The following is a 24,193-nucleotide window of genomic DNA, read 5'->3' on the forward strand; positions in this document are numbered from 1 at the left end:
GCACATGTCACAGGAACGTACAGGAGTTGCAACATTCAAGGGCAACCCGATCACTCTCATCGGCCCGGAACTTAAAGTTGGAGACAAAGCTCCAGACTTCTCCATTAACAAAAACTTGGTGGAGAACGCATCGCTCGCCGACTACGCAGGTAAAGTCAAGCTCATCAGCGTTGTTCCTTCGATCGACACGGGCGTATGCGATGCTCAGACGCGCCGTTTCAACGTTGAAGCCGCTTCCCTGGGCGAGAACGTTGCCATTCTTACCGTGAGCGTAGACTTGCCCTTCGCTCAATCCCGCTGGTGCGGCGCATCCGGCGTAGACAAAGTCGTCCTGCTCTCCGACTACAAAGGGCATAGCTTCGGCGAAGCGTACGGCGTCTACATTAAAGAACTGGGTCTTGATATGCGTTCGATCTTCGTTATCGATGCGAACGACACGATCCAATACGTCGAGTACTTGCCTGAAATGACGGAGCATCCGAACTACGAGCAAGCGATTAGCGCAGTGAAAGCACTTCTGTAAGCTACGCGAACTTCATCATACGCAATAAGATGCATGACCGCAAACAAAGCGAGTGAAGGATATCCTTCCTCGCTTTGTCTTTGTATAGATGTAGTTAACCCTTAGCCTGTTACTTTAAACGCCGAAAGCTTCTTGTCCAGTGTCCGATACAGGTCCAAAATAACCCTGTAATTCGATCCGAGGTCTCCGAGGGAACCGCGGGATGCCGAATAAATATCAACCGCCGACGTAAGCGGATTGACGCTGATGACGGAAACGGTGATGTCCATCGTTCTGCCGAATGCTGTACGTTTCTCCAGTACGATCTCTCCTACAGACTGCACCTCATGTAATACCTTGTAGCCCTGCATCTTCTTAAGAGTCGATATAACTTCCTCCCAAGCCTTCTCCTTCGAGAGCTTGTAGAAATGCGATTTCAGCATTGGATCCTTGGCTCTGTCGCCCGTCTGTTCATGACTGCGCAGCAGCCCGATAAAGGTCCGCTTCAACAACAACGATCTCCCCCTCCGAAATCTATGTACATTACTCTATATGATACCATGATTTGTCCCAAGCGTAAACGGCATACGCCGTCATTGCGGCGTTAGCTATCGTTTCGCGGAGAATTCTAAGCCAAATATAAATGTAATACTTTGTGACTATTAGAATTTAAGCGTAAACGGCTTCGGCGATGCTGCTTTCCGTATCCGTCCATTGTCCATCCGTCATCAAGACCTGCCCAAGGCATGAAAAAAGAGCGTTCACCGGATAAATCCGGCAAAAGCTCCCTTCGATCAAATAGAAACCCGCCTATGCCGTCCGACTTACATGTTTCTGAACCCGCTCTCGCAGGTGGGTGTCCGCAGAAACGCTTTTGAGATCCCCTTTCGGGGGCTTGTCAGCTGCGTTCCGATCTAGGTCTCCCGTGAAACAGCCATTGGTTCAAAACAACGAAAAGCCGAAACGAACATCGCAGGATGTATTGTTATTATAGTCTTATCCCATGCAAAAGTAAACGCTGACAGGTTGTTATTTGTTGGCGTTGTCAGAATCATGCTTAATCAGGTCGACCCGATCAAGCTCCGCTGCTTCCTCGGCTGCTTCTTCCTCGGCAAGTCGCGCTTTCTCAGCTTGGTCCTGGAGCTTCTGGTAGATCAGGTTGAAGTTCCAATACGATAAGTACGCGATGATGCTCCCCATGAAGAAGGGGATAAGAAACGTAAATCTTGTGCTGAAGTACATGACTGCGCCGGCCATAATCGCCGTAGACAACGAACGGAACGGCCTGCCTATCGTAATCAATACGGCATTCTTAAGCAATTGAAACGTTTTCATATGATAGTGAACAAGCATCGAGAAAAAGTTGAACAACGATACAATGAGCAAAATAAGAAATGCGACAAAAATGTACGACAATAGGTTCAACTGTTCGCGGTATACGATAAAGTCGACAATCATAATGGCGAGCAGCAGCGTGTAGATGATGCCGCCTAGCATGCTCTGCTTGTAATTCTCCTTATAGCTGCGGAAAAAAGTTTTGAACAGCGGGACGTCTACCTCGCCTGTAACCCATTTGCGCGCGACGGCGAACATCGCTGCAGTAGAAGGGAACAACGTGAAAGGCGCTACGATAGCCATGAAGATAAGCGTCATATAAACTTGGCTTAGCATTTCTGCATCCGTACCCGTTCCCGCAATAAGAAGAGTCCAGGCGAAAAATACGAATGGCAGCGAGCAGACAAGCCACAACACATTAATTACCGCTAAACGCATGATCCATTCGGAGATTCGGTAAAATCCCCCCATTAGTCCTCTTGGTTCCATTTGATCTGCCTCCAGATAAGTCCATTCTTAAGAATGCAAGGTGAAACGGCTGTCGCCGTCCTTCATGCGGCGCAAAGCAACGTTTCGCGGAGAAATATAAGCACCGTATAAACATGAAATTTATACTTTCTTGTATTTAAATAAAAACCGGGGAGGCCCGATGCCCGCGGGCATAACGGACTTCCCCGGTTTCATTGACCGCGAAGCGCTGGCTGCCTTGCAAATAGCTCAGCTCATAGCTTAGAACCAATTAGTTGTTGACGAAACCTTCGCTGCCGCTCTTCGGACGACGGCTGTCGCTGCGTCCTTCGCTGCTGCGCTTGCTGCCGTAACCGCCAGTTGCGCTACGGTTCTCATAGCCGCCACGCGAACTGCTGCTGCTGCTTCCGGCGCTGCTGCGTCTGTCATCGCGTCCGCGATAACCGCCGCCGCCACCTGTACCGCCGCTGCGATTGCCGCCATAAGAGGAGGAACCAGTGCGGTTGAACGGACGACCGTTCGAACGAATATCCGGTCTGCGCTTCTTAGCACGAAGCGGCTCTTCAGGCGTCAGCTCGACTTCGACGTTTTTCTTCTCGCCTGTAAGCAGCTTGATTGCTGCTGCAAGAAGGTGAACGGAATCATACTGCTCAAGCAATTGAATCGAAATGGCTTTGTACTCGTTGAACTCTTCGTTATGAACGATTTCCAGTAAGCGCTCCGCGGTTACGCGTTGCTTGCCTTCGATCGCCTCCGCAATGCTAGGAAGCGGCTTGCGGTTCATCTTCTGACGCGTAATCTTCTCAATGAAATGAAGGTGATCGATCTCGCGCGGCGTTACGAACGACCATGCAGTTCCTTCTTTGCCTGCGCGGCCGGTACGGCCGATGCGGTGAACATAGCTCTCCGGATCTTGCGGAAGGTCAAAGTTGATTACATGCGTTACGCCGGATACATCCAAACCGCGTGCTGCAACGTCGGTTGCAACAAGAACGTCAATGCTGCCGTCGCGGAATTTACGCATTACGTTGTCACGTTGATTCTGGGACAAATCGCCGTGCAACCCGTCGGCTGAGTAGCCGCGCTTCTGCAGCGCTTCGCTAAGCTCGTCTACGCGGCGTTTCGTGCGACCGAAGATAATAGCAAGATCGGGCGATTCCATATCGAGCAAGCGGCTAAGAGCTTCGAACTTCTGACGCTCATGCACTTCGATATAAGCTTGGTCAATGGATGGAGCCGTTACTTGTTTCGGGATAACCGATACATGCTCCGGATTTTTCAGAAACTGCTGTGCAAGCTTCTGAATGTTGGCCGGCATCGTAGCCGAAAACAGCATCGTGTGGCGCTCGTCCGGAACTTGCTTCAGGATGGACTGAATGTCTTCCATAAAGCCCATGTCCAGCATTTCGTCCGCTTCGTCCAAAATAACCGTTTGAACGTCTTCGAGACGAATCGTCTTGCGGTTGATGTGATCGAGCAAGCGTCCTGGCGTACCGATAATGATTTGCGGCTTCTTCTTCAATGCGCGGATTTGGCGTCCGATTTCTTGTCCGCCGTAAATCGGCAAAGAGCGAAGACCTTTGTATCGAGTCAGCTTCCCGATCTCTTCAGCCACTTGAATAGCGAGTTCACGGGTTGGCGTCATTATTAATGCGACAATGCGTTCCTCGCTTGTCGGAATTTTGTTGATGAGCGGAATTCCGAATGCCGCCGTCTTTCCCGTACCCGTCTGTGCCTGGCCAATAAGATCGGTTCCTGCCAGGGCGATCGGGATCGCTTTGTCTTGGATTGGGGTCGATTCCTCAAATCCAAGTTCAGTAATTGCTTGCAAAACCTTAGGTTCCAAGCCAAATTCAGCAAATGTTTTCAAACTTTTCTCAAACTCCTTTTATCTACTGCCTACTTAAGAATATCCAAACCATTATAGCACAGAAACAATTGTGAATACCAGTAAACCAAATAAAGCCATACTACAACCGACAAAAAGATTGCTTGTCTAGTCCTTTTGCATCGGAGGCGATCCACTTGAATCGGCAAAGCTTGCACCACCTTTACAACGTTCCGGTCATGACATTCGGCGCGCTTCTCGTTGCGGTCGGCTTCAACTTGTTTCTCATCCCGCATCAGCTGTTAAGCGGCGGATTGTCCGGCATTTCGATGATGATCGGCTATATTACCGGAGGCAATATCGGCTGGCTTTACTTTGTGCTTAATTTGCCCGTGCTGCTCTGGGGCTGGTTCGTGCTAGGCCACCGATTTATCGTCTGGAGCATATATATCGTCATCACCTCTACATTGTTCCTCCAGATCGTTCCCGTTATGAAAATTGTCGAGGATATTGTTCTTGGCTCCGTATTCGGCGGCATCATCGTTGGTTTCGGAAGCGGATTGGCGCTTCGGTACGGCGGCTCCTCCGGCGGCTTCGACATCATTGCCTCGATCGTCACCCGGAGACGCGACTTTCCCGTCGGGATGATCATTTTCGTACTGAATAGCCTCGTAATCGCCATTTTGGTCCTTTTTACGCAAAACTGGGACTTAGCCTTGTACTCCCTCGTCTCCATCTATACAGCAGGCAAGATTGTCGATATCATCCACGTTCGCCATATTAAAGTGACCGCTTTTATTATTACGACAAAAACCGAAGAATTATTAGCCAAGCTGCTGAGTCATCCTCGCGGAATTACCATCATTAAAACGAAAGGAGCTTACTCGTCGGCTGAGCGCGATATGCTGATGACCGTCAGGACCAGGTACGAATTATCCGACTTGAGCAAAACGATAAGAACCATCGACCCGCATGCATTCATCAACATCGTGGAAACCGTAGGCGTAATCGGAGATTTCTCGAAACCGAAGGAACATTGATATACGCAAACATGGATTTTATACGGTATCCCTATGTTTTTGAAAACGATCCTGCTATAATGTGTGTAACCCGTAGTTTAGGTTTCTTGCCATAGGATTTCCCCTATCTTTGAACAATCGATCGACGAAAGGGTGATGCTAAGGTGGATTTGGAAACGGTAAAACTGTCTCAAATTGTGGAGAAGCTTGCGCCTGAGCTTAGTCCTTTTCTCACGGCACGCGAGATGGACATAAGCATTGTACTGCGGGACGGACTTGCTGTACTTGAGCCGTCTGACGCGATGGAAATCGTGCAACACAGTATTTGCGAGCATCAAAGAGAAGCTTTCCTGCAATGACAATACGGATACACCAGATTACCATGCGCCTGTCGAGCCCGTTCTCGGCAGGTTTTTTTGTGCCGAAACGATTGCTATTGGCCATTTAATTACGGCGCAAGCCGGTTGCATTTGCGATAAAAGGAAAATAAATGATGACCAAGCCGCGTAAACTGCTTTATAATTTGGTTACAGATGTGCTGACGGGGAGAGAACATAGTGGATATTATTCTATCAACTTTACTGCTGCTCTACAATTTGCTAACCGGCTCCGGCGATGAGAGCATGGCCGCCAAGGAACTGGCCGCCGCATACATAAACGCCGCCGCAGGACAGACGATTATACAGCCGGACTCTCCAGGACTTAGCGGGTTGCCTGGCGGGCTTAACGGCATCGCTGCCGTAAAGCAAGATCCTCAGCCCGACGCACCGGCTATCAAAGGCATCTACGTTACCGCGCACAGCGCAGGCGGCGCAAGGATGGAATCGCTGCTAAAGATGGTCGACGGCACCGAGCTTAACAGCATGGTAATCGACATCAAAGACGATAACGGCTACATTACTTATCCGACAACGACGCCCGAGCTGCTCGAAGTAGGCAAGCCGCAGAGGTTCATCGGTAACATCAGCACGCTGATGGCAACCCTGAAGAAGCATGACATCTATCCGATTGCCAGGATTGTCGTATTCAAGGATACCGTACTCGCACGCAAGAAGCCGGAGCTGTCGTTCCTGCATCAGGACGGAACGATATGGAAGAACAACCGCGGAGAGAGCTTCGTCAATCCTTACCGCAAGGAAGTATGGGATTATAACGTAGCGGTCGCCAAGGAAGCGGCCCGGCTTGGATTCAAAGAAATTCAATTTGACTACGTGCGCTTCCCGGAAGGCTTCGAGACAAAGGCGGACTCCTTGAACTTCACGAAGTCGGAGCTTAGCCGCGTGGACGCCGTCGCCGGCTTCGTCAAATACGCAAGAGAGCAGCTTGAACCGCTCGGCGTACGCGTATCCGTGGATATATTCGGCTTTGCGGCGTCCGTTCCGGCAGCCGAGGGCATCGGACAAGACTTCGTGAAAATATCGAATGACGTCCACGTCATCTCGCCGATGATCTATCCGAGCCATTACAGCACCGGCTGGTTTAAGCAGAAATATCCCGATCTAAGTCCGTATGCCGTCATCAAGGGCGCCATGGAGGATACGCATAAGAAGCTTGACGGAACAACGGAGCTAAAACCGATTATCAGGCCGTGGATCCAAGACTTCACCGCAAGCTGGTTAGGGAAAGGCCAATTCATGAAATATGGCAAGACCGAGGTCGAAGCGCAAATCAAGGCTTTGAACGATTCGGGCGTAACCGAGTACCTGCTCTGGAATGCCGGCAACAAATATTCGCCTAACGTCGTTTACAAATAACCGCAAATAGACACAAGGCTGCCCTCCATCATCGGTTTGACGATTTGGAGGGCAGCCTTGTTTGATCTTTTAGCTTATTGCGATAATCGAAGCGCCAGCTCGTACATATCCATGTTGAATGGCTTCTTGGTGTTGACGACCGTGTCGATGTCGGTCGTTACCAGCTCGCCGCGGACGACGCCGCACGCTTTGCCCGAAATGCCAGCCATCAATTGGCTTACGGCAAAGTCGCCTAGGCGGCTAGCAAGAATGCGGTCGACGGCCGTTGGCGTGCCGCCGCGCTGAATATGTCCTAACACCGTGACGCGGGGCTCGATGCCGCAGCAATCGGTGATTTTCTGGGAGACGTCTTCCCCTTTGCCCGCGCCTTCCGCAACAACGATAATACTATGGCGTTTGCCTTTGGCAAAGTTCGTTTTCATCCGATCCGCAACCTCGTTCAAGTCGAAAGGCACTTCCGGCACAAGAATCGTCTCCGCGCCGCTTGCAAGGCCTGCATGCAGCGCAATATCGCCGCAATGGCGCCCCATAACCTCGACGATCGAGGAACGCTCGTGGGAAGACATCGTATCGCGGATTTTGTTGATCGCGTCAACAACGATGCTCACGGCCGTGTCGAAACCGATTGTCATATCCGTGAACGGAATATCGTTATCGATCGTTCCCGGCAAACCCATCGTCTTAATGCCCAGCTTGCTCAGCTTGTTCGCGCCTTGGTACGAACCGTCTCCGCCGATGACGACAAGGCCGTCGATTCCTCTTGAACGGAGCACTTCGGCGCCTCGCTGCTGGCCTTCCGCTGTCATGAACTCCTTGCAGCGGGCCGTCTGGAGAATCGTGCCGCCGCGTTGAATAATATCGCCTACGCTGCGCAAATCCATTTGGCGCAAATCGTCGTTAAGCAAACCTTGATAACCCCGTTGTACGCCGTATACGTCCAGCCCATGGAACAAAGCGCTCCGTACGACGGCACGTACAGCCGCGTTCATTCCTTGAGAATCTCCTCCACTTGTCAGTACAGCGATTGATTTGACTGCAGACATGTTTCATTCCTCCACTTTCCTCTGTGTAATTGATGTAATTGTTATAAGATCAAGCTTGCTTTTTCCGAATCCAAATGCTATTGACAAGGAAAAACAGGCGTGTAAGCGGACTGTTCTTCATAAGCTTCCGAGAGATGCCTCTTACCGGCGGCTGATGCCGTACTTTCGGATCCGATAAGTACAACGCAAGCAGCCCCTCGATAATCAAACGGTGGAAGCGCGAAGCAGGCAGCAGCTTTACATCCTCACGCGCTCTGGCAACAATTGTGCCAAGCCGATCAACAAGCAGACTATCGTTCTCGTAGTAGTTGCAGAAGTTAAGGTCGCCGCCTAGTTGATCTTCTTCCTGATCGATCAAGTAGTCGAGCAAAATATGCTGGGCGCATACATGCGGGAAATAGCCCCTCTTAATGGCGGCAGCGTCGCTCGCGGACAACTTGTCCTCCGTCGCAGCCAGGAACAGCATGAACATACCCAGCGTCGATCCGGTAGCCGCGGCAAATTCATTCCACTGCAGGTTCGGATAGCTGCTCTTATGCTTCTCCCACCAGTCGAGGAGCATCGGCTCTCTCATATCCTTTCGAATATGCTTATACACTTGCAAGTCGCTATAGAGGACGACAAGCTCCGTAACATACGGCTTGACGCTCGCGTAGGAAGGCAAGCTCGCAGTCATTCGCTGACAGGTAAGTACCAATTGATGCAAGTAGCCGCCATCGTTATTCTCGTTGCGATGCAAGTAATAATCCTGAAGCGAAGCTGCGGGGTTCACCGCATCCAGCATCGATTGATGAAGCTGGCGGAAGTCGTCCGGATCAAGCGACGTGCTGCGGTCGCATAAGTTATCCAAATAATCGCTAATCGTCTGGAGCGCTACAATAAGAGGGATCAAGATGTGACGATGCTCCAAACTAACGATCGCAAAAACGGCGCCGCCTTGGCAATGGAACTTCTTGCTGTCCATGCTGCTAAGCGCCTGATTCCTTAGTTCATCGTCAGGAATCGCTTCTGCACGCGCGCGAAGAAGCGCCAGCTCCTTCTCAACGCCCGGCAGCACATATTTGTACACGCGATGCATGAGCTTAAGCGGGCTCTGGGGCACGCGTCCGCTTGAAAGAGTCGTTACTCGCAAGATGCGCTCCTCCTCGAACTCAATATCATGAATGCCTGCGCGATTCCAACTCTTGATTGATCCGGTACCAGATATGCAGCTCGTTAATGCGGCTCGCATATTCGGCTATTTCGTAATTCAGCTCGCAGCATCTATCGAAATCATGCTCCTCGAATAGCCGGACCTGCATCCCGTTAATCAGCCGTTCGAATTCGATGACGCGATCCGGAATCGTTCCCCTGATCGACTCCCATCGCTCAATGATATTCATTTGCTCGGATACCTCGTATTGCTCCCAATCGCTCTCAAGGATAGGCAGGCTGATACGAAGCCGTTCATTCCAATCAAATCGATACTCGCCCATTGTAAACCTCCAAACATTAATGTACCATTTCGATTCACAATAATCCAGCTTCAAAAATCAAATTGGTCGGTTACTAGAGCCGTGCTATAATTGAGGACGAATGAGCAATCGCATAGAGATGGAGTGAGATTTGCACCTATGGAAACATCCGGAACTTCAGAGGCGGATAGACCGGCAACCTCTGCCACTGCCCGCAAAGAGATTTTTGCATTGCGTACTTATACGTTTTTCTCCTATTCTACGGCCGCAATGGTCGTCTCCTTTATTCCGTTGTTTTTTTTGGAGCGCGGATATTCGGAGCAGCAGATCGGCATTATTTATGCGACCGGCCCGCTGATGTCGATCTTCGCCAACATTCTATTCGGCATGGCCAGCGACAAGCTGCGAACGATCAAGAAGCTGCTCTTTCTGCTGCTATTCGGACAGCTCGTAATGATTTCGATTTTACTGCCGATCGAGCATTTTGCGCTCGTCTGTATCGTTATGTTGGGCTTTTATTTTTTCCAGACGCCTATTAACCCGTTAACGGACAGCCTGATCCTGCTATCCAGCCAATATACCGGCAAGCCTTATGCGCTTATTCGTATTTACGGTTCCCTCGGCTTCGCGGCGACCGCATATACGCTTGGACTCATCCTGAAGCAAATCGGATCAAGCTGGACCATGCCGCTTGTGCTGCTTACGATTGCGATTACGCTGGGTCTTGTTTTTGGATTGAAGGACTATCAAGCGACCTCTCGCAAAATGGATTTTTCCGGCTTCTTCAAGCTGCTCCGGCAGCGGAATATCGTGATCTTCTTCTTGCTCGTCTTGGCGATCTCGATCCCTCACCGCATGAACGAAGGTTTCCTTGCCGTCACGATGCGACATCTCGGAGCGAGCGATTCGCTGGTCGGACTTTCATGGCTCGCTTCCGCGCTGAGCGAAATTCCGATTCTGTTCCTGCTCGGCAAATACGGGCATAAGTTCAAGGAGCTGCCGCTCCTTATGATCGCTTCGATCATGTACGCCATTCGCTTATGGTTCGTGAGCGATATTCAAGATCCGAGATGGGCGATTGCGGCTCAAGCGATGCACAGCGTTTCCTTCGGCATCTATTTCTCGACGGCGCTTCGCTACATCTCCAGAATCATTCCCGACGAGTACCGCGCATCCGGACAGGCGGTTTACGCCGTCGTATGGACTGGTCTCGCCGGCGCAATCAGCGGATTATTCGGCGGCTTCATCTACGAGCAGTTCGGACGGGAAAGCTTCTTCCGCATGGGCGCGATCATTGCCATGGCAGCGGCGGTCGGCTTCCTGGTGAAGTACTACTATAGCGATGAGCGGTAGCGCGGTTGCCGCGTTAAAATAACGCGAGAAATTCCAGTTAATTGGCTTCAGTCAAATGGATGTAACTTCGTTGACGGGAGCGCGGCGAGTGGGAGATGACTATAAAAAAAAGCGGCCGAACGAGGGACAAATCCCTGTTCAGCCGCTTCTTCGTCATGCCTTACAGATGTAACACGGTCATACAATATTATAAGAAACGTGGATCTTATAATTTAATGACGTTGGCCGCTTGAGCCCCGCGGTTACCCTCAGTAATGTCAAACTCGACTGCTTGACCTTCTTCTAGCGCCTTGAATCCTTCGCTTTGAATGGCGGAGTAATGTACGAATACATCTTCTCCATTGTCGACTTGAATGAAGCCGTAACCTTTCTCTGCATTAAACCATTTAACTGTACCTTTCAATTAAACAACCTCCTAAAGATGACCGCCGGTATTAACGGCGAGTAGAACCATTATAACGATAACCGAAACGCATTGCAATTATAGTGAAATAAGCAAAAAATCGCTTTTTTTAGGTATAAAAGGAAGTTTGGAGGGCAATAATTGTACGTTGCCTCCGTTTGTCTCAATCGAGGCCAGCAGCTCGTCCAACCGGGCAAAAGGCTCCCAGTTCAGCGTTTGAAGCGGATAGATGCGGATCTGGCCGCCCTTCCTCGTTACGCGCATAAGCTCGGAGATGGCCTGCTTATGGAACTCATAACCGAATTGCTCGGCATATAGAAATAAGAAGTGGCTGCATAATACGAGCGAGAATCTACCGTCAGCGAAAGGAAGCTCAGGAAGCTTGCCTGCTACGTAGGAGTAATGTCCAGTTGGATCGGTAGCATCCGCTTCGAATTTGGCTAGCGAGGCTTCTCGACCAGCTCGGTGACGGTCAAGCGAGCCGTAATAACTCCAGTCGAGCACATGAGAGATCTTGGCCAGCTTATCTGTCGACGTGCCGATCTCTTCCCTTGCCTCTTCCACCCACCGCGGAACGTCGCCGCCGTATCTCGGATCAACCGCAAACGCTTCATAACCTCTTGCCTTGGCATCCGCCGTGAAGGAAGAACCGCCTGCAGCAACGTCCAGAATCGGACCGGGTTCAAGATCGGACTCCGTCATATCGAACATTCGAATATATTCCTCATACCCTCTGCAGGTCATAGCGACTCCAACCTGCTCATACCTTGCTTGACTCATCTTGACACTCTCCTCTTCTCGTCTCATCTCGTCTCGTCTTACCATTAACCATGTTGCTTTATGCCCTGTGTTTTGGCATGATGTTAACTATACCATAATTAACTATTCGAAGGTGGAAAATTCATGTTCAAAAAGCACGAAATTTACAAAACAGACAAATACAATATGCTGACTGTCGAGGTTCAAGGCAAAACGTTAATCGTCAGAGAAATTTCCGACCAATGGGGCGAGGACTGCCATACGTTCGTCAGCCGTCCCGAAATGCTGCATTGGGCCGAGAACCGTTTCCGTCCATCCGATTTCGTCGGCAAAGAAGACGAGCTTGCCGCCATCATGGCCGCTTTCAAAGAAGTGTAAGAGCAAGATTGATGCAACAGCAGCAGGAAAAATTGTCCTTTGCGGCGAACATATCCTTACAAGCGCCCGCATAGGTAACGATAAGCGCATGCGTCGCGTTTCGCTATGCATGTCGCTTTTTTAGAGGAGGAGCAGCTTCGGGATGGATCCAACAGCTACTATTATTTTCATCATCGCTTCCTTTGTCCTTGGGGGCCTTGTCGTCTTGAAGAAGGATACGTTATCGCCAGGCATGCGCCGAGGCTTGGCCATCTTCTCGATCGTTTTCATTGCTTTCGCTTTTTTCCTCATTGTGTATGCTTTCTTCACGATGGGCTCCGCTTAATCCAAGCGGCGGTTACATATTCGCTTAAGAGGCTGGGCATGGTAATGGAAAACTGTGCCTGAGGTGATTAGCGAGTGAAATGGCTTCCTTTGCTTGTAGCTTTAAGCTTAATACCCGGCAACGGAGCAACTCACGCTCATGCGAGCACCAAACCCGACTCCGAAGCCAAGTCGCCATCTACTTTATCGATACCAAGGAGGAGTTCGATGAATCACGTACCGAAACGTTCCGAATCCGCGCCCGAGACGACCTGGAAGCTGGAGGATATCTTCGCCGATCAGGCGGCATGGGACAGCGAGTTCGCGGAAGCGAAGAAGTTGATTAAGAAAGTAGCCGATTATGAAGGCAAGCTTGCCGATCCCGCCCAGCTCAAAGCTTGCTTCGAGCTCGAAGATGAATTGTCGCTGCATGTCGAGCGCCTCTACGTATACGCGAACATGAAGCATCACGAGGATACGGCAGAGCCGGTCTATCAAGCGCTGTCCGACAAATCGAAGAAGCTTAGCGTCGAAACCGGCGAGGCTCTCTCCTTCATTACGCCTGAAGTGCTCGGCCTGTCGGATAACGAGCTCGAAGCGATGATCGGAAACGAGTCGTTGGCCAAGTTCCGCCATACGCTGGAAGAAATGCGCCGTCAGAAAGCGCATGTGCTTTCGAAGAACGAAGAAGCGCTGCTGGCTCAAGTCGGCAACGTCAGCTCCGCTCCGGGCACTATCTTCGGCATGCTGAACAACGCGGACTTAAAATTTCCTAAAGTGAAAAACGAGGACGGCGAAGAAGTCGAGCTGACTCATGGCCGTTACATACAGTTTCTCGAGAGCAAAAATCAAGACGTCCGCCGCGAAGCGTTCAAAGCGATGTACGATACGTATGGCAAGTTGAAAAATACGCTCGCTACCACGTTGGGCGCGAACGTGACGAAAAATATTTTTTATGCCAAAGCCCGTAAATACGATTCTGCGCTCGATATGTCGCTCTATGGCGACAACATCCCGCAGTCGGTCTATACGAATCTGATCGATACGATCCATAAGCATCTGCCATTGATGCACCGCTATATGGAGCTTCGCAAGAAGCTGCTCGGCCTTGAAGAGCTTCATATGTACGATTTGTTCGCCCCGCTCGTAGACGAGTTCAAGATGGACATAACGTATGAGGAAGCAAAGAAAACGATCAAGGAAAGCTTGAAGCCGCTTGGTGAGGACTACTTGAACGTGCTTCAAGACGGCTTCGACAACGGCTGGATCGATGTGTACGAGAACGAAGGCAAGCGAAGCGGCGCTTACAGCTGGGGGGCATTCGGCACGCATCCGTACGTGCTGCTCAACCATAAAGACAACTTGAACAGCATGTTCACGCTCACCCATGAGATGGGCCATGCGCTGCATTCTTATTACTCGGACAACAATCAGAATTACCGCGACGCGCAGTATACGATTTTCCTTGCCGAGGTTGCGTCGACGCTTAATGAAGCGCTCCTGATGGATTACTTGCTGAATAAATCGACCGATCCGAAGGAAAAAATGTACCTGCTTACGTATTATGCCGATCAATTCCGTACAACGGTATTCCGCCAGACGATGTTCGCCGAGTTCGAGAAAATCGTTCACGAGCGCGTCGAGCAAGGGGAATCGCTGACGCCGCAGGACCTTAACAAAATCTATTACGACCTGAACGTTCAGTACTACGGTCCGGGCATGGTCATTGACAAAGATATCGAAATGGAATGGGCGCGTATCCCGCATTTCTACAACAGCTTCTACGTGTACAAATACGCGACCGGCTTCTCGGCAGCGACAAGCTTTTCGAAGCAAATTCTCGAAGAAGGCGCTCCGGCCGTCGAGCGTTACCTCGGCTTCCTGAAGAGCGGGGGCAGCGACTTCTCGATCAACATCCTGAAGAAGGCCGGCGTCGACATGTCTTCGCCGGAGCCGATCGAGCAAGCGATGAGCGTGTTCGAAGAGCTTATCGGACAGATGGAGCAGTTGACGAAGTAGCTGATTCAAGGGTAACAGCGAGGAAAGCTGGAGCTCGATTACAGCGTAACAAGAGGACAAGGAAGGGACTATCCAAGCGCCGACTGGCGCTCGGATAGTCCCTTTATTCGTGATGGCGCGGCGGCGGTTAGAGCAGCGCCGCGCCAATGCCTAAGCCGAGCAAGCCGGCGAACAAGGACGACAGGAGGTTCACCCTGTCGTTGTTCAGCCAGGCGAAGCCGCGCACGAGCTCGGCCGGGCCGCCGCAATGCGCGGCGCGCTCGGTGACGCTGCCGCAGGTCCGGCAGCGGTACATGGCCTGGCCCGTGGCGCCGAGCAGCGAGTCGGCGAAGGCCCCGGCCAGGCCTGCGGCGGCCGCCGCGGCGATGTACGCCGCCGCGGCGCCGCCGAGCGTGCCCGCAGCAGCAGGCGCAAGCTGCTGCGTAGCCGCCAGCAGCAGCGCGGCAACGGCGCCAATGAAGACGGCGCCTGCGAGCGCTGCTGCGCTGCCGAGCGGCGTGACCCCGCCGCTCGTGCCAGCCGCTACGCGCTTGCCGCTCAAGACCATACGCGGCGCGCTGCGGCTGAGGGCGCCGATTTCCGTCGCCCACGTATCCGCGTTCACGGCGGCCATCACGCCGATGTACGCGAACAGCCATCCCTCATGCGGCCATATCGCATGGGCCGCGCAGAGCAGCAGCCCCGCTCCGCCGTTCGCCCACACTTGTCCGGCGTCGCGCCTGCCGGTCTTCTCGTAATTCGCTTCCGCCGCCGCCTTCGCCCGGTGCTTGCGCTTATACTTCGACAGCGCAGACGACGATACGAAGAAAGCAATCAATACCCCGAACCATACGGGCTCGCCCAGCGTTACGAAGCCTGTCCCCATTACGGCTGCCGACCATGCGCCCGATACTGACAACGATCGCGCCTTATACGCGGCTGCAGCAGCAAAGCTGCTGCAAATCAATCCAGCCAGCAGCCTGAACCACCATTCATCTATCAGCCCTACCATTGCAACCACTGCGATACGCTGGACGCTCTCGTTTTGCGATGCAAAGCCTCGCGCCACCTCTCCGGATAATTCGTACATATCATGAGATTAGAATCAAGCTCTGTCAGCTTACGAATCGTACGCTCATCATTCGCCGTCCATGCCATCGTCTGAATGCCAGCATCATTCAAAATAGCTATTCTCTCCCTATTAAGTCGCGAGAAGCCGATGGATAGGAAGTCTGCGCCAAGCTCCTCCAGCTCCTTCGGCAGCGAATTCCGCCAAGCGTCCAGAATAAGTCCAGTCCGCACCTTATTGCTAAGCTTTCGAGCATTGTACAAAGCGCCTTCATGGAAGGACGTCAACACAACCTCGTTCACGGCGTCGAACGCATGGATACGCTCCAGAACCTTCTCCTCCAGCATCGGATAGCGGATGCCGTCCGTCTTCAGCTCGATGTTCAGCTTGCAGTTGCCGATCGCTTCGCGAAGCACGTCATCAAGCGTCGGAATCGGTTCTCCCTGATATTTTTGCGAGAACCAATGACCGGCATCCAGCTGCGCCAGCTCCGCCGCGGTCCAATCCTTCACTTCGCCTTTGCCGTTCGTTGTTCGTCTTAGCTTATAATCGTGAATGACGACCGGCACATGATCTTTCGACAGCTGCACATCGATCTCGATCCATTCAATGTCCGGCTCGGCGATTGCCAGCCGAATCGCAGCCATCGTATTTTCCGGCGCGCGGCCCGACCAGCCCCGATGCGCTACGCACGGATTTCTCATTATGCACTCATCCTTTCAATAGCTAGTACTACTGCGCTTCCAGTCTGCCGTCTTCCCGCAGCGCGACTCCGAAAGAAATCGACGTCAATCGATCCAGCAGCGTTGTCGCTTCGTCCCCTTCCAGCGGAATCGGCTGCGAATTAACCGAGACCATCGGATGGAACGTCATGTCGCATTCCCCGCTCTTCGAGCATACCGCGTCAAGCACGCCGGTATCCTTCTCCTCGCCCTTCGGATTCAAGCCGAAAATAAAGTTCCCTAAACTGTATGCAATCCATTTGCCATTATACATTTCAAAACCTTGCAGCACATGCGGATGGCTTCCGATGACGAGATCTGCGCCCGCATCGATGTATTGCCTTGCAAACTGCTTCTGATAATCCTCGAGCACCGTCGTTCGTTCCGTCCCCCAGTGTACCATGACGACAACAAGGTCGGCCATATCGTTCGCTTTGGCAATTGCTTCTACAGCCCGCGTCGTATCATACGTTTCCGCCACGCCGGGCGTATTTTTGTCCGCCTTCCACGACACCTCGGGTACGACGCGGCTTAGTCCGACATACGCCACCTTAACGCCTCTCACTTCATGAATGCTGGGAGCGAAAGCTTCCGTATCGTTTTTGCCGGCTCCCATATGCGAAATGCCCGCTTTGTCCAAATAATCCATCGTATCGAGCAGACCTTCTGCTCCATGGTCCATCGTATGATTATTCGCAAGGCTGACGACATCGAAGCCTGCATCCCGGAATGCGGGAAGAGGATCGGGCGGTCCTTTATACACGTACTGTTTATTTTCTGCCGGTGCATCGCGCAGCGTAACGGCATACTCGAAGTTTGCCGCGGTCAAGTCCGGCTCGCTGAGGTACAGCAGCGATTCCCGGTACGGAAAGTCGAAGCCGTTTTTCTTCATGACATCTTCGACATAAGGAGCCAAAAGCACATCGCCGACAAAAGAAAGGCTGATCTTCTCCCCTTCTTCGTTCCCTTCATCCGCTGTCCCGGAATTGCCGTCACCATCGTCAGCAGGCGGGGGATCGTTATCCGTTACCGGATCCATGTTGCTCTCGTCCTCATCCTTACCCAAGCCCACATCATTAGGCGGCGAATCTCCATTTGTATCGTCAGGCTCATTCGGTTCATTCGGTTGATTTTGCCCGCTGTCATTGCCGCTATTCGGGCTGTCCGCAGCCTTATTCGGGTTTAATCCAATTAACCATACGGCGATCACGGCAACGATAATCGTCAGCAGCGTCACATTAATGATCATAAGCCGTCTGATTTTTCTCTTGCGCTTTCTCTTCTCATGCTGACGCGTCTCAGACCGGGATACGTTCATGAAAATAAGCTCCTTCATTGATATAATTGGAAAAAATCTATCAAGACTTTTCCATTATATCAATGTTAGGAGCTTCATGGTCAACAAATATTACGCTTCTGCTAGAATCGCTTTCGCCGCTTCCTTTCCTTGCCGCACGCAGTCGGGCAGCCCAACGCCGTCGAAAGCCGCTCCGGTGACCCACACGCCCGGCAGCTCCTGCGCAAGCCTTGCTCGCAGACGCTTCACATTGTCCAGATGCCCGACCGGATACTGCGGCATCGAACGGTACAATCTCGTAATCTCCGTGAAAAGAGGCTCTGCCTTAATGCCCATCGTCACCTCGATGTCATGGCGAACCGCGGCGATAAGCTCCTCGTCGGGGAGCTTCGCCTTCTCCTCGTCGCCGGCTCGTCCGACATAGCAGCGCAGCAGCACCTTATCGCCCGGACTCGTATGAAGCCACTTGCTCGACGTCCACGTGCATGCCGTAATGCTAAGCCCTTCCGAACGCGGAACGAGGAAGCCCGATCCGTCGAAGTCCAATCCGAACGTCGCCTTATCGAACGCCATCACCACGTTCGCTACCGAAACATAATGAATCGCTCTAAGCTCGCTCACATCGGTCAACGGCTCGAGCAGGTCGGCAGCGTCGTGTGCCGGCGCGGTCATTACGATGCGGTCGGCAGGCAGCTGTTCGCCGTTTTCCAGCACCACCGTATAACGCGCTTGCCCGTTCTCCTGAACTCCCGCTTCGCTTGATTGCCCTTCTCGCTTCACCGCCACCCGCCGCTCGTCGCGTATTTCCGCAACCTTCACGCCAAGCTTACGGTCAGCGCCGCTTAGCGCCTTGTCGAGCGCCTTCACAACCGTCGTCAGACCGCCCTTGAACGTCAGGAAGGTTCCGCCCTTCGCCACTGCGGGAAGCGCTGCCGCTCCCGCCTTGCGGTTGTGCTGCATGCCGCGTATCAAGCTGCCGTGCTTCCTCTCCGATGCCGCGAACTGCGGGAAAGTCGCTTGTATGCTAAGCTTTCGAAGGTCTCCCGCATAGATGCCCGCCAGCAGCGGCTCGGCGATTTGCGTCATGATCTGCGATCCGACGCGGCGCTCCAGAAAGCCGCCCAGCGATTCGTCGCCCTGTACTTTGCGCGCAGGCAGCGCAAGATCCATCAATGCACGAAGCTTGCCTCCCCAAGATACAAGGCCCGACTTCAGAAAAGGCTTCATTTCCGTCGGTACGCCCAGCACGAGTCCGGCCGGCATCGGATGCAGCTTCTTCCGATGCAAAATATACGTCTTCTTCGCGCCCGGATTCGTCGTCGTCAGCTCATCCGACAGCCCGAGCTCCGTCGCCAGATCGATAATCGCCAGCTTGCGGGCAAGGAACGAATCCGGTCCTTTCTCGATGACGAAGCCGTCACGCTGCAGCGTATTGATTTTTCCGCCAAGAGCCGGAGCACCGTCGACAATCGTCAGACGGATGTCCTTTCCTAGCCGCTCCGCTTCCCGCTGCAAATAAAAAGCGGAGCTCAGTCCGCTGATCCCTCCGCCAATGACGACAATTCGATCAGGTTCTCCGATTCTCCGCATCCCATTCATTCCTCTCTCTCTCTTGCCATTGCTTGTGTAACCGATTCTGCCAAAGTCTCCATATATAACGGATCGCGATTCAGCATCGCAATTCGATCGAGTGTCATATCAAGCTCTTTTGCCGCAGCCTTTGCCTCAATATCGAGGTCATAAAGCACTTCCAGATGGTCCGACACGAAGCCGACGGGTGCGACAAGCACCGCTTTGACACCTTCCTCACGCAGTACAGGCAGTGTCTCAAGTATGTCTGGACCGAGCCAAGGATCCCTCGTCCGCCCTGCGCTTTGCCAAGTGAACTGCCAGTCCGTCGCGCCTGCGGCTTTCGCTACCGCGGCCGAAGTTTCCAGCAGTTGCCGCTCGTACGGATCGCCAAGTTCGCGAATCTTCTCCGGCAGGCTATGAGCGCTGAACAATACTTTCGCAGGCATGCCGCCTGTTTGCTCCGCCAAGCCGCTCAAACCGTCCTTCACGCGCTCCGTAAGCGCCTGCAGCAGCTTCGGATGCATATGATATTCCTTCACGAACGACATCTTCACGCCCAGCTCTTCCGCCTTCTCTTGCGCCCGCTTGATATAGCCGCCAACGCTCATCGTCGAGTAATGCGGAGCAAGCACGATGCCTACTGCCTGCTTAATGCCGTCAGCAGCCATTTGCTCCACGCCATTCTCGATATAAGGCTTGGCGTGCTTCAGCCCTTGGTAGCAAGCGTACTTGCCTGGAGCGAGCTGCTCCAGCTTATCCTGCAGCCCCGCTACCTGACCGTTCGTGTTCTCGCGAAGCGGGAAGACGCCGCCTACGATCGCTTCATAGCGCCCCTTGAGCTCGGCTAACAGCTCGGGCGTCGGAGCATGTCCGCGGCGGATATGCGTATAGTACGCTTCGACGTCCTCCATCGATTCCGGCGTTCCGTAAGACATCACGAGCACGCCGATTTTAGGATTGATCTCAGACATGACTGGTCTCCTTCCCGCCGCGAAGACGGATCGCCTTCGTTGAATAATCATGCACGAATGCAGTCAATTCCGCCAGCTTCTCCAGAGACGCTTCAGGGAACAAACCGTGACCCAGGTTGAAAATAAATCCGTCTTCCTGAATGCCCTGATCGATAATTTCTTTCGCGTACGATTCGATCACTCCGATTGGCGCCGTAAGAATGGTCGGATCGAGATTGCCTTGCACCGCCGCGCCATTGTTCAAACGGCGCCGTCCCTCCGGAATCGATACGCGCCAATCCAGTCCGAACACATCGGCCTTCACGCCGCCAAGCTCTGGCAGCAGCTCCCCGGAGCTGACACCCGGAAAATAAATTTTCGGCTGCGGCAAATCGCCGAGCTCTGCGAATATACGCTCAATGGTCGGAAGCACGAACTTGCGGAAGTCCGCTGGAGCAAGTGCGCCTACCCAGCTGTCGAATAGCTGGAACGCCTTGCCGCCTGCCGCCATGTGGGCGCGCAAATAAGTAATAACCATATCGCCGAGCTTGCGCATCAGCTCATGCCATACCTTCGGTTCGCTATACATCATTTCTTTCGTGCGCAAATAGTTTTTCGAAGGTCTTCCTTCAATCAAATAGCTCGCGATCGTGAAAGGTGCACCGGCAAACGTAATTAACGGCACGTCCAGCTCGCGGTTCAAAATGCGGATCGTCTCCAGCACATGGCCTAGATCGCCTTCCACATCGATCGGCTTCAGACGTTCAACGTCCGCCGCCGTCCGAATCGGGTTCGCGATGACCGGCCCGATGCCGCCGACAATATCGAAGTCAATGCCGATCGAAGCAACGGGATTCATAATGTCCGAATATAAGATTGCAGCGTCTACGCCAAGCTTCTTCACTGGCATCATCGTTACTTCCGCAGCCAGCTCCGGCTGCTTGCATATTTCAAGCAATGAATATTTCTCTTTTATTTTACGATAATCCGGATCGTAGCGACCTGCCTGCCTCATGTACCATACCGGCACGCGGTCTACTTCTTGCTTCTTGCACGCCCGAATGAAACGGTCGTTATAAGACATTCCCGTTCCCCATTTCTATGTAGTGTCATCTGTATCCATTATGCCCTTTTTCCGTCACCCTAACAACCGCTCTCCAATGCGTTCCTATGACAATAGTATGACAATCGATGTCACTTTGCATGAAGATCAAATAAAATAAGAATGACCTCCGCCCTAAGAAGCCGCCAGCTTCTGTCCATCGGTCATCCTTAACGATTAAGCGGAAGCCTGTCCTTCCTTTGCTTGCTCTTCTTTCAATAAAGAATCCTCATACTGCGGCATTGAATACGCTTCTATGTTCATTTTCAAACTTAAAACCGGTTTGTTTCGATCCATAAATGGCTGTTTATATAGATCCGGATAATCATTGCCGATATCCGAAGGCTTGAGCTCGGTGAACGTCCATTTCTTAATGGCGAACAATCGCTCATTCCGCTCCAGATTATCCATATACGTTAATAGATTCTCCAAGTGTCCGACGATTAATATTTCGAATACGGACGTCTTAAGACCGTTCCCGGTGTTCGTGCCGTCTTCGCTAGATTCGCCTTCCTCGTTCCTTCTGCTGAGTAATATAGGCAAGCGGAGCCTTGGACTTCGCCGCCAAATCCGTGAAAGATACGATCGTAGCCGAATCGCTCGTTGTCTGCTCCACCTTTTTGATTGTATCAATATAAATCGCTCTCGTTATTTTCTTGCCGTCTGCTAAATCCCGAGACACTTCTAACACAGGAAACTGATTATCGCTTTGTGTTATACTTTTACTTATGGAACAGTGGAAAAAAAATCTAGTCGTGCTTTGGTTTGGTCAGTTTCTCGTAATGGCGGGGATGACAATGATCATCCCCTTTTTGTCGCTGTATTTGCAATTCGACCTCGGACTAAGCGATCCGCATGAGATCGGCATTTGGGCAGGCGTAATATTTGCAGGCAACTTCGTTACCTCCTTCATCTTCCAGCCGATTTGGGGGAAGTTCGCGGACCGCTACGGCCGCAAAATCATGCTGCTTCGCTCCGGATTCGGCATGGCCATCGTCATGGTGCTGATGGGCTTCGCCACGAATCCTTGGCATCTGCTGCTGTTGCGCATGCTGAACGGTACGATATCCGGCTTCAATCCGGCCTCTATAGCGTTAATCTCGGCTACAACGCCTAAGGAACGTATGGGCTTCGCTATGGGGACCATTCAATCGGGCGGCATTGCCGGCACGATTCTAGGGCCCTTGTTCGGCGGCTTGCTTGCCGATACGGTAGGCTACAGGCCGATCTTCTACTTGACCGGCGCATTATTGTTTGGCGCCTCCCTGCTCGCTTTGATCGTCGTCAAGGAACCGTTCGACCGTGCGAAAGCCGCGGCTCGCGTACAAGCCTCAGTCGTCGAAGGGCTGAGGAAGCTTGCCCGCATCCCGCAGCTCATGTCGCTGTTCGCGGTAACGTTCCTTATCCAGTTCGCGATGATGAGTCCGATGACGCTTATTCCGCTTTATGTGCAGGAACTGCACGGGACGGCTGCCAACTTGGCTTTCTGGGCAGGTTTCGTCGGTTCGGTGACGGGCCTCTCCAACCTCGTTGCCTCTCCGCTGCTCGGCAAGCTCGCAGACCGGATCGGCGGGGAGAAAATATTGGGCGTCGCCTTGATCGGCGCGGCGATATCCTTTATCCCGCAGGCGCTTGCAGGAACGGTATGGCAGTTGCTGCTGGCAAGGTTCATGCTCGGCATTTTCCTCGGGGGGCTCATACCTGCCGTGAATACGCTCATCCGCAAGTATACGCCGGACGGGATGGAGAGCCGGTCGTACAGTTTCAACACAAGCGCGCTTGCCATCGGCAACATGATCGGCCCGATTACAGGCGGGGCATTGTCCGGCTACATCGGCATTCAAGGTCTATTCTTGCTATCAGCCTTCATGATGATGCTTAATGCATTTTGGGTATGGCAGTCTTTGCTGCGCAGACGTTCGAGCGGAGTTCGAGGTTAGGTTATCTATTGAATTAGCTGCTGGCTGGATTGCCCCTTCCATGTTAATATGGAATGAAATCTTATAACGCAGGTCGCAAAGCATGCGCTGTTTAATCCGGATGGACCGGATTGAACGGCGTTTTTTTATATTACTAAATGAGAGGATGTTGAAGATGGATATGTCTACGTTTGAGGTGACTCACATGCAATGGTTGGAACATCATACGAGACAGAGGAAGGGTGAGAGCTTGCGAAGACTTAAGGAAGGACATGCCCATGCCGAACAGCTCATGCTGCGCAACGTATGGTGGCCTGCGTTTGGACACTTAGCCAACTTGCATCCAGAGTATGAGGTGAAAGACTTCAGTGAAGGGTATCGTTATTTGGACTTTGCCTTCGTGAAAAAATATGTTCGAATAGCAATCGAGGTTGACGGATACGGTCCGCATGTTCGCAACATTTCGAGGAGGCAGTTCAGCGACCAGTGGGTACGTCAGATGCATCTCACGAATGGCGGATGGATCGTCGTCCGAATTGCATATGACGATATCGAGCAGCGTCCTAGACTGTGGCAGCAGCTCCTCCAGCAAATGATGGGCAGGTTGTTCGGCGACTCTAGCTTGGAAGCAGGCCTGACCGCACAAGAACGTGATGTCGTTCGGCTAATGCAGCAGCTTGATCGCCCCATTCAAATAAGAGACTTCAGTGATGCTTTGCAATGCGGTTACAAGTCATCCCGTGATCGCTTACGAGTACTAGAAGAGAAGGGCTGGCTGCAGCCAGCGGGGCGCGGAACGCAGCGCATCCATTCATGGCGCCTAACCCCCACTGCCAAACCGTTCATTTTGTAATAACGGCATTTCGTCGAACTAAATCAAACTACTCAGCCAAAAGTTCTCATTTAACGGCATTCCGTCAAACTAATCGAGCCTTTTCAGCGGGTGAAGCCAAAACCGCCTCGTT

At 52.3% G+C, this 24,193-nt stretch carries 25 protein-coding genes and 1 other RNA gene; 10 read left to right on the top strand and 16 right to left on the bottom strand.

Annotated features, from left to right (window positions below):
- Positions 1-4: 4 nt before the first annotated feature.
- Complete coding sequence (gene tpx, locus J2T14_RS02890) at positions 5-523, top strand: thiol peroxidase (RefSeq protein ID WP_307202002.1); 519 nt, start codon at positions 5-7, stop codon at positions 521-523.
- A gap of 101 nt (positions 524-624) precedes the next feature.
- On the opposite strand, the gene J2T14_RS02895 is transcribed toward tpx, so the two are convergent.
- The 4 genes from J2T14_RS02895 to J2T14_RS02910 form a co-directional block, all read right to left on the bottom strand.
- A complete protein-coding gene (locus tag J2T14_RS02895; protein WP_307202004.1) occupies positions 625-1,014 on the bottom strand; it encodes a DUF1499 domain-containing protein in 390 nt (129 codons plus the stop codon).
- A gap of 287 nt (positions 1,015-1,301) precedes the next feature.
- Positions 1,302-1,484: non-coding RNA, 6S RNA (gene ssrS / locus J2T14_RS02900), on the bottom strand.
- A gap of 47 nt (positions 1,485-1,531) precedes the next feature.
- A complete protein-coding gene (locus J2T14_RS02905) occupies positions 1,532-2,326 on the bottom strand; it encodes a YesL family protein (RefSeq protein WP_307202006.1) in 795 nt (264 codons plus the stop codon).
- A gap of 250 nt (positions 2,327-2,576) precedes the next feature.
- A complete protein-coding gene (locus J2T14_RS02910; RefSeq protein WP_307202008.1) occupies positions 2,577-4,175 on the bottom strand; it encodes a DEAD/DEAH box helicase in 1,599 nt (532 codons plus the stop codon).
- Between the two features lie 197 nt (positions 4,176-4,372).
- Between J2T14_RS02910 and J2T14_RS02915 the strand changes: the two genes are divergently transcribed.
- The 3 genes from J2T14_RS02915 to J2T14_RS02925 all read left to right on the top strand — a co-directional run bounded on the left by J2T14_RS02915 (position 4,373) and on the right by J2T14_RS02925 (position 6,906).
- Positions 4,373-5,173, top strand: a complete 801-nt coding sequence (locus J2T14_RS02915) for a YitT family protein (protein ID WP_307202353.1) — start codon at positions 4,373-4,375, stop codon at positions 5,171-5,173.
- Positions 5,174-5,316: 143 nt separating this feature from the next.
- A complete protein-coding gene (locus J2T14_RS02920) occupies positions 5,317-5,511 on the top strand; it encodes a hypothetical protein (RefSeq protein WP_307202010.1) in 195 nt (64 codons plus the stop codon).
- Positions 5,512-5,709: 198 nt separating this feature from the next.
- A complete protein-coding gene (locus tag J2T14_RS02925) occupies positions 5,710-6,906 on the top strand; it encodes a putative glycoside hydrolase (protein ID WP_307467526.1) in 1,197 nt (398 codons plus the stop codon).
- Positions 6,907-6,980: 74 nt separating this feature from the next.
- Here the strand turns inward: J2T14_RS02925 and pfkA are convergent, their stop codons facing one another.
- The 3 genes from pfkA to J2T14_RS02940 all read right to left on the bottom strand — a co-directional run bounded on the left by pfkA (position 6,981) and on the right by J2T14_RS02940 (position 9,424).
- A complete protein-coding gene (gene pfkA, locus J2T14_RS02930) occupies positions 6,981-7,949 on the bottom strand; it encodes a 6-phosphofructokinase (RefSeq protein WP_307202014.1) in 969 nt (322 codons plus the stop codon).
- Positions 7,950-7,998: 49 nt separating this feature from the next.
- A complete protein-coding gene (locus tag J2T14_RS02935) occupies positions 7,999-9,027 on the bottom strand; it encodes a tetraprenyl-beta-curcumene synthase family protein (RefSeq protein ID WP_307468578.1) in 1,029 nt (342 codons plus the stop codon).
- Between the two features lie 79 nt (positions 9,028-9,106).
- Complete coding sequence (locus tag J2T14_RS02940) at positions 9,107-9,424, bottom strand: hypothetical protein (protein WP_307202015.1); 318 nt, start codon at positions 9,422-9,424, stop codon at positions 9,107-9,109.
- A gap of 138 nt (positions 9,425-9,562) precedes the next feature.
- Between J2T14_RS02940 and J2T14_RS02945 the strand changes: the two genes are divergently transcribed.
- Positions 9,563-10,756 carry an MFS transporter gene (locus tag J2T14_RS02945; protein WP_307467528.1) on the top strand — a complete coding sequence of 398 codons (1,194 nt, stop codon included), beginning with the start codon at positions 9,563-9,565 and terminating at the stop codon, positions 10,754-10,756.
- 205 nt (positions 10,757-10,961) lie between these two features.
- Here J2T14_RS02945 and J2T14_RS02950 read toward each other — a convergent pair whose 3' ends face one another.
- Both J2T14_RS02950 and J2T14_RS02955 read right to left on the bottom strand, forming a co-directional pair.
- Positions 10,962-11,159 (bottom strand): cold-shock protein, encoded by a 198-nt coding sequence (locus tag J2T14_RS02950; RefSeq protein ID WP_307202019.1) that lies wholly within the window; start codon positions 11,157-11,159, stop codon positions 10,962-10,964.
- Between the two features lie 78 nt (positions 11,160-11,237).
- Entirely contained in the window at positions 11,238-11,939 is a 702-nt protein-coding gene (locus J2T14_RS02955; protein WP_307467531.1) for a class I SAM-dependent methyltransferase, read from the bottom strand.
- A gap of 123 nt (positions 11,940-12,062) precedes the next feature.
- On the opposite strand from J2T14_RS02955, the gene J2T14_RS02960 reads away from it, so the two are divergent.
- From J2T14_RS02960 to pepF, 3 genes are all read left to right on the top strand, one after another.
- Positions 12,063-12,296, top strand: a complete 234-nt coding sequence (locus tag J2T14_RS02960) for a hypothetical protein (protein WP_307202023.1) — start codon at positions 12,063-12,065, stop codon at positions 12,294-12,296.
- A 142-nt stretch (positions 12,297-12,438) separates the two neighbouring features.
- Complete coding sequence (locus J2T14_RS02965) at positions 12,439-12,621, top strand: hypothetical protein (RefSeq protein ID WP_307202025.1); 183 nt, start codon at positions 12,439-12,441, stop codon at positions 12,619-12,621.
- A 206-nt stretch (positions 12,622-12,827) separates the two neighbouring features.
- Positions 12,828-14,618, top strand: a complete 1,791-nt coding sequence (gene pepF / locus J2T14_RS02970; protein WP_307467533.1) for an oligoendopeptidase F — start codon at positions 12,828-12,830, stop codon at positions 14,616-14,618.
- Between the two features lie 127 nt (positions 14,619-14,745).
- Here the strand turns inward: pepF and J2T14_RS02975 are convergent, their stop codons facing one another.
- The 7 genes from J2T14_RS02975 to J2T14_RS03005 all read right to left on the bottom strand — a co-directional run bounded on the left by J2T14_RS02975 (position 14,746) and on the right by J2T14_RS03005 (position 21,852).
- Entirely contained in the window at positions 14,746-15,609 is an 864-nt protein-coding gene (locus J2T14_RS02975; RefSeq protein WP_307467535.1) for a DUF92 domain-containing protein, read from the bottom strand.
- Positions 15,603-16,370, bottom strand: coding sequence for a glycerophosphodiester phosphodiesterase (locus J2T14_RS02980; protein WP_307467538.1), 768 nt, complete (start codon positions 16,368-16,370; stop codon positions 15,603-15,605). The genes J2T14_RS02975 and J2T14_RS02980 overlap by 7 nt, the downstream gene beginning before the upstream one ends.
- A gap of 28 nt (positions 16,371-16,398) precedes the next feature.
- The gene (locus J2T14_RS02985; RefSeq protein WP_307467539.1) at positions 16,399-17,706 is read right to left on the bottom strand and encodes a CapA family protein; all 1,308 of its coding nucleotides are present in this window, start codon (positions 17,704-17,706) and stop codon (positions 16,399-16,401) included.
- 90 nt (positions 17,707-17,796) lie between these two features.
- Entirely contained in the window at positions 17,797-19,275 is a 1,479-nt protein-coding gene (hemG, locus tag J2T14_RS02990) for a protoporphyrinogen oxidase (RefSeq protein WP_373458105.1), read from the bottom strand.
- A gap of 5 nt (positions 19,276-19,280) precedes the next feature.
- Positions 19,281-20,228, bottom strand: a complete 948-nt coding sequence (hemH, locus tag J2T14_RS02995; protein WP_307202034.1) for a ferrochelatase — start codon at positions 20,226-20,228, stop codon at positions 19,281-19,283.
- A complete protein-coding gene (gene hemE, locus J2T14_RS03000) occupies positions 20,221-21,291 on the bottom strand; it encodes a uroporphyrinogen decarboxylase (protein WP_307202036.1) in 1,071 nt (356 codons plus the stop codon). The genes hemH and hemE overlap by 8 nt, the downstream gene beginning before the upstream one ends.
- 195 nt (positions 21,292-21,486) lie before the next feature.
- The gene (locus J2T14_RS03005; protein WP_307467545.1) at positions 21,487-21,852 is read right to left on the bottom strand and encodes a hypothetical protein; all 366 of its coding nucleotides are present in this window, start codon (positions 21,850-21,852) and stop codon (positions 21,487-21,489) included.
- 185 nt (positions 21,853-22,037) lie between these two features.
- On the opposite strand from J2T14_RS03005, the gene J2T14_RS03010 reads away from it, so the two are divergent.
- Both J2T14_RS03010 and J2T14_RS03015 read left to right on the top strand, forming a co-directional pair.
- Complete coding sequence (locus J2T14_RS03010; RefSeq protein ID WP_307467548.1) at positions 22,038-23,249, top strand: MFS transporter; 1,212 nt, start codon at positions 22,038-22,040, stop codon at positions 23,247-23,249.
- A 154-nt stretch (positions 23,250-23,403) separates the two neighbouring features.
- The gene (locus J2T14_RS03015) at positions 23,404-24,081 is read left to right on the top strand and encodes a DNA-binding response regulator (protein ID WP_307467551.1); all 678 of its coding nucleotides are present in this window, start codon (positions 23,404-23,406) and stop codon (positions 24,079-24,081) included.
- The last annotated feature ends 112 nt before the right edge of the window (positions 24,082-24,193 follow it).

The sequence above is a fragment of the Paenibacillus harenae genome (assembly GCF_030812415.1).
In the GTDB taxonomy this organism is placed as follows: Bacteria; Bacillota; Bacilli; order Paenibacillales; family Paenibacillaceae; genus Pristimantibacillus; species Pristimantibacillus harenae_A.